The sequence below is a fragment of the Actinopolymorpha pittospori genome (assembly GCF_014873875.1).
Taxonomy (GTDB): Bacteria; Actinomycetota; Actinomycetes; order Propionibacteriales; family Actinopolymorphaceae; genus Actinopolymorpha; species Actinopolymorpha pittospori.
The window spans coordinates 3,265,533-3,280,089 of sequence record NZ_JADBEM010000001.1; the positions used below are offsets into that span (position 1 = coordinate 3,265,533).

The following is a 14,557-nucleotide window of genomic DNA, read 5'->3' on the forward strand; positions in this document are numbered from 1 at the left end:
AAAGCCCGCCCAGCAAAACATCAATAATGAACTGGGGGGAGTATGTCGACGGGCCTCACGAGTCTCGCGATCCTTAAGGTCAACTTCGACAATTACGGCAAGGATCTGCTCGATGATTTCTTGCCCTTTGTTGCAGATCAGCTTTACCAATTGGACCAAGCAGTCGTGGCCCTACCGGAACTACAGGAAGCCATTCGTGAGAGCTATGGCCTTCTCATTCCAACAGGGGTCCTCAAAACGATAACCAAACGCTGCGCCAAGAAGGGCATGCTGAAGCGAGATGCAGGGGTTCTGAAACCGAATCGTAGCGAGCTTGCCACGCACAACCTGACGGCTACCCGCGGGGAGGTTCGCCGTCAACACGAGGCCCTTCTGGCAAAGGGTGTCCAGTATGCCACGCAGCACTTCAACGCCACTCTTACAAATGATGAATTTGACCTTGCTCTCTCCGATTTCATCAAGGAAAATGCGGCGCCATTGTTGAAGACGATTGTAGAAGGCCATCCGCTTCTGCACTCGGATGGCACTTCGCCGAGTAACATGCGATACCTTATCGCGTCGTTCGTGTCGACCGCCGTCAAAGAAGAACCTGACACATTCACCTACCTGGTTTCAATTGTCAAGGGTTCAATTTTAGCAAGTGCCCTCTACTTTCAAGATCTGACGGCTATGAACAGGAGACTCGAGAAGTTGGCCGTCTATCTTGACACAACGATTCTGCTAAGAGCTATCGGCGCGTGTGGCCCCGAGCTAGAACTGATAGCTCGTGAAGCAATCGCACTAGCCACCGGGCACGGCGCCACCGTTCGTTACTTCGCGCATACGCTGGTTGAAATGGAGGGGGTACTCGATGCGTGTGAGCGTGCGGTAAAGCGCCAAACAGGCCAATACCACGGCGAAGCCACCGAGTTCATGATCTCAGCGGGATGGCAGGCGAGTGATGTAATCCTCCTGCGTTCAACCATTCAGGAGAAGCTCGCTGTGTTAGGAGTCCACGTCTCTGAGCGGCCAGATCACATTCAATCGCTCACCCTAGACGAGGTGCAGCTCGAAAGAGAGCTGCAGACGCATGTGCACTATCAAAGCCGGTCAGCGCGCTTGAAGGACCTCGACTCTTTGACATCGATATATCGACTTCGCCGCGGTCAAGAGGCTACACATCTAGAAAGAGCGCGAGCCGTCTTCGTCACTCAAAATACCGCGCTAGTTCGCGCCGCAAAGTCATATGCCCGCCTTGAGGATTTCAATCGCTATATGGTTCCCTTGGCGATGCCCGACTATGAGTTCGTTACCCTGCTCTGGCTGAAGCAACCGCTGACGGCTCCTGAGCTCCCAGGTCGGCGGATTATCGCCGACTGTTACGCGGCTATGAGCCCCGAGGACAAAGTCTGGTCGCAGTACGTTGAAAAAATTGAGCGCCTCCGCGCGGACGAGACGGTATCGGAAGATCAGTACATCCTTCTGCGTCAATCGCTCTCAGCCCGCTCGCTTATGCTGTTCACGACCCATGAAGATCCAGCAGAGTTTACCGAGGGCACTGTCCGGACAGTGCTAGAGAAGGCTGAACAGAACATCGCCCGCGCGACTCGTAGTGATCTTGAGGACGAACGTCGAAGGTTAGAGGAAATAAGCGCAGAATTTACTGCACAACGAGCCCGCCTAGATCTGGTCGCACATAAGACCGCTCGTAAGGCAATTCAAATACTAAGTTTCGTCGTAGGGGCAACCGCGATCGTGGGCACGATTATCTCGGCACCTTGGCCGTGGTCGAATAGTCTGGGCGCGAAATGGCCAATCACTATTATCTTCATCTGCCTTATAGTCACGTCGGGACTAAGTATCTATGGAATGCTGTCTGGAGGAAGCATCGCATCACTTACACAGGCCGCCGAGGCCCGTCTGACTAATCACATTCGACGATGGTTGACTCACTCGGAGGGAAAAATCTACGGCGCATCCGACTAGAAGGATCAGAGCTAGACATCCCTCGGGCGACCACTCAATCTTCGTCAGCGTACTTCGGTGAGTCTAGCTCCTTGAGTAAAGGTCACCAATTTCAGACTCCTCAAGTGGTAGCTCACGATGCTCACACCGTTCGCGCGTTTGCCTGGCGCTCGCCATGCCTGCGAACGAGGGAGCCACCACCAGCAGTCCGGGTCGGGGAATGTTCGTGCGTGATCGCGTCATGACCACCTACCACGCCAGCTGGGCCGAGTCCCGCGAGCGGATGTCCAGCCACCAGACCGACGCCTACCGCGCCGAGCTGGTTGGCCAGGGGCGTGAGCCGGAGTACCGGAACCTCGAGATGCGCATTGGTCCGGCAACACCGGCCTGGCCGAGCGCTTGGAGGTGGAGAAGGAGAGTGCGCTGGTTGTGCGTTCCATTCCTCGGGCCGTGGATGGCCGACCCACAGCTGTAGACCACACGCGAACGGACCGGACCCTCGATGTACGTCCACCGCCTCATCGTGCGCCGCGGCTGGGCAGGACTCGGGACCCGCATCCTCAATTGGGCAGCAGCCAAGGCGGGCCAGCAGGGCAACGACTGGATCCACGTCGACGTATGGACATCCAACAAGCCGCTGCACGACTGCTACCTACGCGACGGCTTCGAACACGTCTGCACCCTCCACTCCAACTACCCCTCGTGTGCTCTGTTTCAGCGATGGACCAAGGTCGCTTCCGTTCCAGAAACTTCCACGCTTTCCGAACGGGCGGCTCAGGCCCTGCCGGACTGAGAACTGTCCGATTGTCAGAGCCCACGGCTGGAGACAAAGGTCCACAAGCAGCCGCGGCGATACGGCATGCTTCTACGCACGTTCGGGGCGAGCCACCCTCGTCGCCTGCCGGCCACGCCTAGGTGAAGGTGGGGCGGGCACGTCGGAAGGAACCCCGAGCGCTACACGCAGTGGTGTCAGCGCTCTTCGCCAACGTTCCCGCGTGGGAACGCCGGCCCCACCGATTCGAACGCGACGACCCCCGCTGGGCTCCTCAGCAGAGTGCTACCGGCGCGAGGCTGGCCCACTTTTACGAGCGGTCAGCTCCGGTCGGGGCATGTGGCAGAGTGATGCCATCACGTCTAGACCGCAGGCTTGATTGACTGAAGGTAGGCGGTGACTTCAGTATCGAAGGCACCGCAGGCCTCGTCGACGGCCGCGCGCACAGTCGCGGCGTCTCTGCTGCAGAGGCTGACTAAGGAGCGCCGTAGCCAAATTCCCCAGGTGTCTCCACTAGGAAACGAGTCAAGCATCGGGACAAGAAGCGAAAGCTCAACCCCAGATAAGTAAGGTGCAAGCAGTTGAATATCCAAGCTGCATCCCCTGGTAAAGGTGCGACTCCCTAACTCTATGGCAGGAAGAAGTGGTGTCACTTCGCTCGCTACCGTGGCTCGACCTATCAGCCGTGTCCGGTCCCGAGTCGGGTTATGGAAGCAGCCGCGGGTTGTGAGGAGGAATAGTTCGTCACCAACAGAGAGACGTTCCACCTCCCTCCTCCGCAGCCCTGTGAAGGCCATGCGGCGTTCACGAAGAACCCACGCAAGTGCCTCCCTCTCACCGAGGACGAGGAGAAAGCTGGACGCCATGTTCATAGCCGCGAGCGTAGTCCTAGCTCGCCAGTTATCCACACCGGCGCGAGGCAGAGGTGTCAACCTGTAATCTGTCCGCCTGTTACGGCGGCCTCGTATGCCGGGAATAGGATGCGCATCCGATCGGTGATCGTAGATGGCCGCCCACGGGGCGTGAACGCACGATCGACCGCGAGATCGAGGACACGATGCGCAGCAAGTACATCACTCGGCGTGGACAACGGGTCATAGAGTTCGGCCAGGGAAGCATCCGGATGCTGTGCGCGCGCGGCGATTAGCTTTTCTCCTGCGGCGATAATGCGACCCCGTACCGCATTGCTAACTTCAGGAAGTGGGAACGTGTTATAGACCATCGGCCCAGAGAATCGTAGCCGTGATTCAAGCGCCCCACCGACTGTGCGGAGCCAAGAGATAAACATAGCGGAGGACAAAACCGCGAAGACGAAGCCGTCGGGATCTACAACCGTGAATAATGCATCCCCTGCGATCACGTCCGGCGTGACGTGCGCGACCGTGAACCACTCGCGATTCTCCGATACATGCCTTGGGATCGCAATATACGGTACCGAGGGTTGGGGAATACGAAAGAACCTCCATGGCCGCGTTGCTAGTTTGCGGGTATCAGCCGCACTACTATCTTCACGGAACTGTCGCACTGCGGCGAGTCGCCTCTTGAGGAAGTCGGATGTCCTAACTGCAGCAGGATCCGGTTTCTCCATCCATATGCAATACCGCTCTCCACCATGGAGGAGGTTCTGGGCGCCTAGAAATGGCCGTATGTAGCTACTAGCCGGGTCGCTAGGATCGGGCAAATCCTCCGACGCGACGATGAGATGGCCACCATCGCTTGGCTTATTGCCGTACTGAACCATTGCGAGTTCAGAAGAGATTGGCGTGGTGGATGATTGCACTAACACGTTCGGAGCGGCAAGCAGATATGGATTGATCGTGCCAGCGCGCTCGATTACCGGCTCACCTTTCGGGTCCTGGTAATCGAAGATCATGCACGACGAGGGCCCGGAGCCAACCGAGAAGCCGATGATTACAACATGGACCTGGGCCTTTCCTCGGGCCTCAGAGGTCCAAGCAAATGTCCTGTGCGCGAAGTCGATTTGCATATGCTTCGCAAGCAAAGTGCGCCACACCCGTGCAACCTGCTCGCCTTGGGTGATTGAGTTTGTAGAAACGAAGGCTGCCTTTGTCTCTGACCTGGCGATGTAATCGGCGGCTAGTCGATACCATCCCGACACGTAGTCGAGCCACCTCGCAAAAGAGGTGCCCCATACGCGTCGTAGGTCGGCTGTCTGGTCGGCGGCCCTAGTCTTCTGGCCCGCGAAGGGAGGATTTCCGAATAGATAGTCGCAATCTTCCGCTGCTAGCACCCCGTTCCAATCATCCTGCAGGGCGTTGCCAATGTGGATGTGCGGAGCGGCAGGAATTGGGAAGCGTGCGTAGTGTTCTCCGAACTCGATTGATGCACGCCTGTTCTCGAGGTGGTCCATTAGGTATAGCGCCGTGCGCGCAATCCGGGCCGGGAATTCCTCGATCTCAATCCCGTAAAAGTGGTCGACCCGCACCTTGCACATGAGGTCCAAGCTCATCGCTCGCTGTCCTGGAGTTCTCTCTTTTACGGCTAGTCTGCGCAAGCATTCAGTCTCTAGCCGGCGAATCTCTCGATAAGCAATGACCAGGAAGTTCCCACATCCACAGGCAGGGTCGAAGAATGTAAGGCTCGCCAACCTGTCGTGAAAGGCTCGGAGCTTGGCTTGGCTTCCGGCGCTGTCAAGCTCGGCTTCGAGGTCGTCCAAGAATAGCGGTCTAATCGTCCGCAGGATGTTCTGTTCAGACGTATAGTGAGCGCCTAGCTGACGGCGTTCACGCTTGGTCATTACGTTTTGGAAGAGGGAGCCGAAGATGGCGGGAGAGATCACCGACCAGTCGAATTTGCACGCTGCCAGCAAAGTGTTGCGAACTGCGGAAGTACCGGACACTGGCCACAAATCTCTGGCGAACAAGTCGCCATTGATATAAGTGAACTGCTTGAGATCTTCGTCCAAGTTACGAGGTCGCTGCTCTGGAGACGTATTAAGCACTCGAAAGACCCGACCGATGACATCACCGAGATCATGTCCGTCACGGGCAGTATGGAGTGTTAGGTAGGAGTGGAAAGATCCCCGGTCCCAGACGCCAGCGTCATCAGCAAATAGGCAGAAGAGTACTCTGGTAACCCACTCACGCGCATCTGCAGCTGCAAAACCGGACTCAAGCAGGGCATCGTGTACGTCGGCGAGTAGCCCGGTCGCAGTAAGATTCGCCGCGATCTCATCGCCATAGTCTCGGTGTTCAATCCGATAACCAGCGAGCCACCAGAATAGTTCAAGGTAGTCCGGGAGATCTTCGAGTCTGAAGGAGCCGGCGTCTCCGGTCTCCAAATTCTTCCACTCAAAACGTTCGAAGTCGGAGACGATTAATAGCCACGGATGCTCCGCTGGGGCTAGCGATGGGAGATAGTCGATAAGTTGTGCCATCGCGTTATCCAGCGAGGCGCCTGCCGACTTATGCTCCACGCCCATCTGGCCCGGAAGAAGGAGGTCCAGCCAACCGCGACGTCCGGTCGATGCGCGCTTTGCGATGGCTTCGTAGATTGCGACCTGCCTACGCTGTACGCCGAATACATTGAAGAATGCGTCCCAGAACGACTGCTTGTCGGCCTGCTCGGACCGCGCAGACCCCCAAGCCTTGGCGAACCTCCGGGCCCGCTGGCGAATCTCAGCCTTCTCAATTGTAACGATGGCATCACGGCCAAGGGATCGGTTGCCAGCCAAGACTTCAGAGTCGTGCCCCTCTGACTGCCTCGACTGCTGACCACTGACTCGGTTGCTTCTCGCCTTGGCCATGCTCGTCCCCTCATCCGGATGGCTGCGTCCCGCCCTCACGATATCGGCCTCTGCACATTGTGAGGACTTTCCCTACGTCTTCAAGGGCGGCCCAAACGGGCCGCCGCGCCCGCCTCACAGCGCCGGCCTTCCCTCTGCGCCTTCGGCGCCCGGTCGGCCGACGCGGCTGGGCGCGACAAGAGGGCCGCCAGAAGACTGGCGACCCTCATCACGTCCCGCTCCGCGGGACCAGGTGCGTGGCCGGCGCCGGGCCGGAGGCTTTACCCACCTCGCTTGGCCCGGGACCCTACGAGCGGCGGCCCACGGCGGGCGGTTACGGGCGGGCAGCGAGCTACCCGCCTACGCCGGGACAGGCTACGGGCCACCGCTCTCCCGGACCAAGCCAGGCCACCGGGCAAACCCTCCGCCCCTCCGAGTGCCCCACGCGGGACGGCTATCGGCCGGTCGACAGACCGATCGTCCAGCATGCAACTCTGCCCGCCTCGGCCAGGACAGCTTGGGTCGGGCGAGCCGCTGGCAGTGTCTAGCCGAGTTGGGCCCGGAGGGCGCCGTCGGGGAACTCCTCGCTGTGCATGTCGATGTAGTAGTTCCCCCTGTCCTGCCTGATGTCCCTCGCCTGCTCACGCCCCAGGTCGAGGCAGCCACTGACGTCAGGGTCGGTGGATGGACCATACAGATCCACAACCACCTCACCCACCTGTCCCCGCACTCCGCGGTGCAGGTGCACCGCGGTCAGAGGCGTGGAGATATTGGCAGTGTCGATGAAGAAACAGAAGGTCCCGGTCTTCGTGCCAAGGGCCACGAAGACACCCCCTGCACCGTCGGGGTCCCCAGGACCGGGCACCACCTGGTCACCGGAAAACGGCACCGTGAACTGCTCCGCCGTGCCAGCCAGGGACGAAGGGGCCGACAACACCGTCGCGGCGACCGCCGTAAGGGCCACAGCAAGGACTCGGACGGATCTACTCGCTCTGCATGACATTCCAGTTCTCCTAAGTCAGAGGGCTCAGAGTGGAGTGCCTGTGTGTCTAGCACGGACCGATACCTCAGCTTGTTCACTTCGCGACCTGTCCGGCTTCGGACAAGGGTGCTGGCCGGCCTGTTGGAGGCGGAGGCGGACGCATGCAAGCACATGGCTGACCCGCGCGAGGCGGAGGCCGACGAACGCGAACGTCTGGCGGTCCTGCCGCAGGAGACGGCCGACGCAGCCACTCCCTCGAGGGCGTGCCACGTCACCTGACGAGGAGCCCCTGAACGGCGCCGCTTGGAGTGAGTCGCGGACCTACACTCCGGCCATGCGGAAGCCATCGGCTCTAAGAACGGCCGCGATCCTCGCGCCCATCGCGGGCTTGGCCGTCGCGGGCGTTCTTGTGATGACAGTGTTCGACCATATGTTGGTCGGAGCGCTGCTCTTGGTGCTCGCTGTTCTGGCCCTGTTCCTTGTCCTCGGGGCAGGCGTCCGTGACGAGCCTGAACGCCGCGCCGACCCGGCATGGGATCCAGAGCCGAGACGCGAACGTCCCAGGCCGTAACCCTCGGAGCTGGACCTCCAGAAGAGAGTCCACCGCGTCGGGTCGTGGTCTCAGTTGTGGTCTCAGTTCCCGCTCGTTCAGGCCTGTTCAGCACGGACCCGAACACGGCCACGCACGCCTGAACGAGGCCTGCCAACCACGCCCAGACAGTCTCCGTGCTGCCTCGTAATGCGTAGGTCGTGGGTTCGATTCCCACAGGCGGCTCTGCCAAAAGCCCAGGTCAGAGGCCCTTCCAGAGCCTCCAACCTGGGCTTTCGCTGCGCCTGCCAGCTGTGAGCAGCCAATCGAGCAGCCAAGCGCCGCATCAGGCAACTTCGCTCTGATGTGACGTGACGCACCGCCCAGGTCCTGTCCCGGGCGGCGTGCGGCGGTCAAGCTTCGCCACGGTGAACGTAGGAGCGGATGTCGTCGAACCCGTCGAGGGCTCGTTCGTCGACATCCGAGGGATCCAGCTCAGCCCGGCTCGCCAGAGCTTCGGCCAGTGCCACTGCTGCCTCACTGAGTTGCCCGAACCTGCGGGCCGTATGACCCAGGCACAGGCCAGCCAGTCCGAGCAACTGGCTGCCGGCGGACAGGATGTCGGGGTGGCAGGAGTTCGCCCTTGCGGCGCCCGGTGCGGAGGGCGAGGTGAAAGCAGCGGCTGGCGTAGTTCGGTCGGTCCAGCCACTGCTCGGGCTATCTCACCGTTGAAGGTCCGTGGTCGACAGCAGACGAGCCGTCCGCTGAAGTCGTATGGTGACGCCGCCGGACCGGAGGAGAAGGTTAGGCGGGAGCGGGAACGCCTTCGAGGACGATCACCGGAAATGGCTCTGGCCCAAATTCCGTGATTGGCTACGGTCGGTTATTGTGCTGGAGTGTCATGCGAGGAGTACTCGTTTTCTGAGTAGGTCGAAGTTCGCGCGGCCGAACATTTGCCGTTTGAGGTATTTGATCTTGTTGACGATGCCTTCAACTGGTCCGGAGTTGAAGCGTGTGGTGAGCCCGTTGATGACGGCTTGAACGTCGCGTCGAAGGCCGGTGGTGAAGGAGTGTAGGTGCGGGAGATCGTCGGCGTCGACGCTGCTCATCCAGGCCTCCAGCCGGTCTTTGTCACCGTTGAGATGGGCCATCATCTCGGCGAAAGTCGACACGTGCGTCGCGGTCATCTTCAGCTCGGGGCAGTGCGAGCGTGCTTCGTCGAGTTTGGTGTGGGCGTCGGTGTCGAGATGGTCGGGGTGGGTGAGGATCCAGCGGGTGATCTCGCGGGGTTTCGGTATTGCGGGTGTTGTTGGCGGCGCGACGGCGAGGTGGCGGAACGGCCGGAAGTAGCGGCGGACGGCCTGCACGCTGCCCGACCAGCCTTGGGCTTGCAATTCCGCGTGCAGGGTGGGGATGTCGGTGCAGCCTTGGTTCCACCGCTGGTGCAGGTAGGGCTTGAACGGATCGAGCTTGCTGGCACGGGCGGTCGCCTTCACCAGAAGCTCGTCGAGGCTGGTAGCACGAGCGAACCGTTGCACGGTTTTGCGGTCCAGGCCCAGGGTGCGGCCGATCCCTGCCAGGGACTCGCCTTTGGCCAGCAGGTCGCAGACAGCGGCGTAGCGTTCCCGTGTGCGGGTCACAAGGCGCCGCTCACGCCCACACACGTCAAGCGTTGCGTCGAATGCTCGGTCCGGAGTGTGGTCGAGTGGCTGTTCGACCGCCATCACCAGCACAGGCGCAGGTTGCCGAACATCCTCCTCGGCCTGTGAGTCGGAGTCGACGGCGGGGAGTGGGGTAAGACAACCGCGATGGGCGGCGACGGTCTTGTCGACGTGCTTGGCGAGGTTGTGCCACAAGTGCCAGCGGTCGGCCACCTGGATCGCCTCGGGCGCACCGGTGCGGCCGCCTTCAGCGTAGGCACCGGCCCGGTCCCGGCAGATCACCTTGGCGCCGGGATGGGCTCGCAGCCAGTCAGCGAAGGCGTCTGCTTCGCGGTCGGGCAGCAGATCGACTGGTCTGTGGCTGTCCATGTCCACCAGGACCGTGCCATACACGTGTCCGCGACGCAGCGCGAAGTCGTCGACGCCGAGCACGGCGACGTCGCCGATCTGTGGGTCGGGTATGGCTCGGATCAAGCGCAGCAGCGTGGACCGGCCGACCACAACACCAAGGCGGGTGGCCAGCCGGGCGCCGGCTCGACCAGCCAGGGCGATCGCGACCGCCTCCAAAAGCTTGCGAAGTAACGGGGTACGCCGCGCGTATCGGGTAGTCAGTCCGGGAATCTGCTCGGCGAACGTTTTTACCGGGCACGCATCCACGCCACAGAAGAAGCGCCGCACCTGCAGCTTGATCACCACCGGCCACCCCGCTACCGCGGTGTCGGCCAGCCGACGCGAGTAGGAGCTGTGCACCCGCACCGCCGCCGTCCCGCACCGCGGGCACTCGGCATGCCCGCTAGCCGATCGTCCATAGATCACCAACCTGGACTCGACCCGTTCGACACCAACATCGACGAGGCCGGCCAAATGCGGCAGCAGTCGGGACAACGAAAGATACACTCGAACTGCCCTTCTTGCGGAGTCCGATTTCTTGGTCGAAACCGAACCTCCACAAGAAGGGCCTTCCTTGTCCTGCCAACACGCTCACGACAAAGTCAAGACTTGGTTATTACAAGAATTCAGCAATACGCCGCAACCGTTCACGCACACCCCGGACACAAAAGTCGCTATATACGGCTGATCACAGCGAGCGGAAGCCTCACCAAAGACGAGCACCTCCCAAAACCATCACCGTCCGTGACCAATCACGGAATTTGGGCCAGAGCCCCGGAAATACCCTGTCGGTGCTCTGCTCATAGGCGGAGGTGCCGTCGGAGACCATGCGGTAGAGGCGGTCGCGTTCCTCGCCTGCAGTCACGGCGGCCCGGGCCCGATAGGAGCTGTCGCCGAGCTCGACCGTCACGGTTGGGTTGGCTCGCAGGTTGTGGAACCAGGCCGGATGCTTGGGGGCGCCTGCCTTGGAGCCGACCACAAACACGCGGCCCTTGTCGTCAACCCTGAAGCCGAGTGGAACGGTCGTCTGCCGTCCTGTGCGCGCCCCGGTCGTGGTCAGCAGCAGAATCGGGAACGGCGGGTGGCTGACCGTGCCGTGATTGGCACGGAATTCGCTGATGATGCCTTGGTTGTAGGTCCGGAACTCCTCGTCAGATGGCACGGTTGGCATTGCTCTCCTTGGCTTCTTGATGACATTCAGTACGCGGCCTGTGGATGTCGGTTCGTTGGGCCCGGGCCGTTAATTGGTCGGTGGTGGTGGAATCACAAGATTGCTCGTTGCCGTGGTCTATGACCGGCGACTCGGGTGGGAGGAGGGAAGGCCGAATCTCGTCACGAGCCCGGGACCGCCTGGAAAGACGGTGATGCGGGAGACCCCGGTGGAGGTGGCGCTGAGAACGGCGACCCCGAGGGCCTGATAGGTTCCGTCGTCGGTGTGGTAATAGGTGGCCGCGGCGGGCTGGCCGTTCGCATGTGTTGGGGTCATCAGCCAGTCGCCAGGAGATCCGATCACGTGCTCGAGGTAGCGCAGGCACGTCACCTTGCCGGAGAACCAGGTGTGGGTACCCACCAGTTCGATGGCGGCGTCGGTGCGCAGCGCCTTTTCCAGGGCTGTGATGTCGGCGTTCTCGAAGCCGGCGATGTACTGGCGCAGCAGGTCCCGGGCGTGCGGTTCGGTCGGCTCGGTGACGGTCTCCGGGGAGGGAGCGACCTCATCGAGCCGGGCGCGGGCTCGCTGCAGCGCGCTCTTGACCGCCGCGGTCGAGACACCGAGCATGCCCGCAACCTCGTTGGCACTGAAACCCAGCACCTCCCGGAGCAGGAGCACGGCTCGTTGCCGGCCGGGGAGGTACTGCAGGGCGGCGACGAGCGCCAGCCGCACGCTGTCACGCGCCGTGAAAATCGTGGCTGGGTCGTGGGTCTCGGGCGTCACCAAAGCGTCCGGAACCGGCTCCAACCAGGTCATCTCGGGCTCGGCTGGGCCCGGCGGCGCATCAGGATCGTCGGCGGGGGGACCGAGGCCAGAGGGCAGTACCCTCCTGGCGCGCTGTTCCAGCGCGGACAGGCACGCGTTGGTGGCGATGCGGTAGAGCCAGGTGCGCAGCGAGGAGCGGCCCTCGAAGGTGCCGTACGAACGCCATGCCCGCAAGTACGTCTCCTGCACCAAGTCCTCGGCCTCATCCACAGCGCCGACCATGCGATAGCAGTGCGCGAGCAACTCGCGCCGGAACGGCTCGGTCTGCTGCACGAATTCCTCTGACAGGTCCGTCATCACCATGTCCTCGCGATTACCTGACACTTCGATCATCGCTGACCCACGGGCTGAGCTTCGGCCCGATCCCGTCAGCCATCCCGTGGATCACGTCGTTGGCCTCCCAGCATCTCCTGATCCTCCGGACTGCTTACTCGACATCGCGGCTTCCCCCAGCTCAGACCACTTGCTCCAGACCCAGGGCAGCCCTCCCACACGCGCTAGATCTCTCGGTCCGGACAGGACCCAGATCCCCAGCGTCCAGAACGCCTTCGGTAATGCAGACCGCCCGCGACCGTGAAAGGAATCGGTCTGACTGCAGGTCTGCCGGCATGAGCGACAGAAGCAGAGACCGTGGCGCGGTGGATGCCATAGATCTTGGGGATCTCCCGGGCCGGTGAGCCCGGTGAGCCCCGTGAGCCCGGTCAGCTCGGCAGCCGTAGGTGAGCCCGAGGTGAGCTCGGGCGCCATCGTGCGACGGCCTCAGCGCCGGCGGTTGCCAGGTGCGGGAGCACCGTGGTGTGGATGTCCGAGGTGACCCCCATCGCGGAGTAACCCAGCTGGTCGGAGACGGTCCTCACCTCGACACCGGCCGCCAGGGCCAGCGTCGCCGCGCCGTGGCGCGGGTCGTGTAACCGCGCGCCGTCCGCTCGAACTGTTCGGACAGGACCCCTGGTCCAGGCGACGGCGCGGGTGCTGGCGTCCAGGCTCGTCTCGTCCCAGCGTCTACGCGGGTGGGTGTCCACACCAGCGCGCGACCCCGTCGACAGCGGTACGGCGCCTTCTGTTGTTAACCAGTGAGTAGCTTAACTTTATTCCGTCCGTCCGTTTGGCGGGTTTAGTATCTGACCCGGAAACGATCAAGCCTCCGAAGAGGGTATCTCGGCGGCCCGTTCGATGGTGGTTGAGGAGCGCTCGCACTGGCCAAGGCGCATTATCGCCTGATAGCCCTGATGCGCCGGCACTTCGCTGGACAATTATATTCGGTAGTTCATGTGTAGGAGAGCGCCATGGCAGTTCTCGTTCTTTCTTCCTTGAATTCGATCGTTGAAGAGGCGTTGGTTCTCAAAGGTGAGGACGTCGATGTCGTAGTTCCGAACAAGCTGATGGACAGTCGTCGACGGCGGAGTCCGGAAGTAAGATTTCACGGCATCGCCAGGTGGAACGACTATACCGAGCTCGAGGCGCTCGCCAATCGGATACCGAATATCGACCGGGTGTTCACCGTCGAAGAGCAGACCGTTCGCGCTGCGGGATTCTTGAGAGATCTTCTTGGGCTGTCCGGACAGTCTCACCGTGATGCGCTGGCCATGACGGACAAGCACCTGATGAAGGAGCGAGTCCGCAGCCACGGTATTCCTGCCGCGGGCCACGTGGTGGCACGATCCATCGAGGACGTTCGTGACGCAGGTGGTGAGCTGGGTTGGCCTCTTGTCGTGAAGCCACGCTCCGGAATGGGGACGATGAACACGTTCAAAGTCAACGATCAGGATGACCTCGAGCGTTTGTATCGCGAAGGAGCATTCACCGCCGGCATTCCCGATCCAACTGGGCGCTTGAGTGCTTCAGAGGGTCTGGTGGACGGACTCTTCTCGTATCAGTTCGGGTTCATGGTCGAACAGTTCATCGATGTCGTGGAGGAGTACTTCTGCGACATGGTATGGCATGACGGTGAGCTGCTCATGGCATACCCTGCAGATATTTGAACCCCCTCATCGGTAATATCGGAAAACTCTATGGGGTAACGGTTCTTCCTGAGGGTGCGGAAGAGTATCGCAGGGTGCGTGAGCTCGCGGTTGCGGTAGCCCGCGCGCTCAACGTGCAGAGCGGTTACGTGCACTGCGAGGTCATGCTGGATTCCTCCGGTGACATGTACTTCGGTGAAGCGGGATACCGCCCTGGCGGCCGAGAGATCCTTGCCCTGAGCTCCAAGGTGCACAACTGGGACCCGATGGAGGTCCTCGGGTGTCTCGCGATGGGAATCCGTCCCGATATCTCGTCCCGGCGTTCTTACGAGATCCTTGCCAGCACGGTGCCACAGGCTCCGGCGGGGCGGATCGTCGCGATGTCCGGCCGGGATGAGCTTTTTTCCATTCCCGGGGTCGTGGACGTTGTGCTGAAGACGGAAGTCGGTGTGGTCCACGGAGGAGCGCACAACTCTGCCGACGGCGTCGCGTACATCTTTTTCACTCCGCAGTCGCTGGAGACGTCGAACAAGGAGATCGAAGAGATAGGTGCAGCGTTTCGTGTCGATGTCGAACCCGCTTAAGACCTGATCGTTCA

9 protein-coding genes are annotated in these 14,557 nt (G+C 61.4%); 4 read left to right on the forward strand and 5 right to left on the reverse strand.

Annotated features, from left to right (window positions below):
• The first annotated feature begins 42 nt into the window (after positions 1-42).
• Positions 43-1,965, forward strand: coding sequence for a hypothetical protein (locus HEB94_RS15565; RefSeq protein ID WP_192750558.1), 1,923 nt, complete (start codon positions 43-45; stop codon positions 1,963-1,965).
• A 481-nt stretch (positions 1,966-2,446) separates the two neighbouring features.
• The gene (locus HEB94_RS15570) at positions 2,447-2,737 is read left to right on the forward strand and encodes a GNAT family N-acetyltransferase (RefSeq protein ID WP_238361536.1); all 291 of its coding nucleotides are present in this window, start codon (positions 2,447-2,449) and stop codon (positions 2,735-2,737) included.
• A 907-nt stretch (positions 2,738-3,644) separates the two neighbouring features.
• On the opposite strand, the gene HEB94_RS15575 is transcribed toward HEB94_RS15570, so the two are convergent.
• From HEB94_RS15575 to HEB94_RS15595, 5 genes are all read right to left on the reverse strand, one after another.
• Positions 3,645-6,482, reverse strand: coding sequence for a DNA methyltransferase (locus tag HEB94_RS15575; protein WP_192750559.1), 2,838 nt, complete (start codon positions 6,480-6,482; stop codon positions 3,645-3,647).
• A gap of 523 nt (positions 6,483-7,005) precedes the next feature.
• Positions 7,006-7,425 carry a CHRD domain-containing protein gene (locus tag HEB94_RS15580; protein ID WP_192750479.1) on the reverse strand — a complete coding sequence of 140 codons (420 nt, stop codon included), beginning with the start codon at positions 7,423-7,425 and terminating at the stop codon, positions 7,006-7,008.
• 1,446 nt (positions 7,426-8,871) lie between these two features.
• Entirely contained in the window at positions 8,872-10,530 is a 1,659-nt protein-coding gene (locus HEB94_RS15585; protein WP_202896364.1) for an ISL3 family transposase, read from the reverse strand.
• A 199-nt stretch (positions 10,531-10,729) separates the two neighbouring features.
• The gene (locus HEB94_RS15590; protein ID WP_192750560.1) at positions 10,730-11,194 is read right to left on the reverse strand and encodes a nitroreductase/quinone reductase family protein; all 465 of its coding nucleotides are present in this window, start codon (positions 11,192-11,194) and stop codon (positions 10,730-10,732) included.
• Between the two features lie 117 nt (positions 11,195-11,311).
• Positions 11,312-12,295, reverse strand: coding sequence for an RNA polymerase subunit sigma-70 (locus HEB94_RS15595; RefSeq protein ID WP_202896365.1), 984 nt, complete (start codon positions 12,293-12,295; stop codon positions 11,312-11,314).
• 989 nt (positions 12,296-13,284) lie between these two features.
• Between HEB94_RS15595 and HEB94_RS15600 the strand changes: the two genes are divergently transcribed.
• Positions 13,285-13,980 (forward strand): ATP-grasp domain-containing protein, encoded by a 696-nt coding sequence (locus HEB94_RS15600; protein WP_192750561.1) that lies wholly within the window; start codon positions 13,285-13,287, stop codon positions 13,978-13,980.
• A complete protein-coding gene (locus HEB94_RS15605; RefSeq protein WP_192750562.1) occupies positions 13,977-14,543 on the forward strand; it encodes a hypothetical protein in 567 nt (188 codons plus the stop codon). Before HEB94_RS15600 ends, HEB94_RS15605 begins: the two co-directional genes overlap by 4 nt.
• The last annotated feature ends 14 nt before the right edge of the window (positions 14,544-14,557 follow it).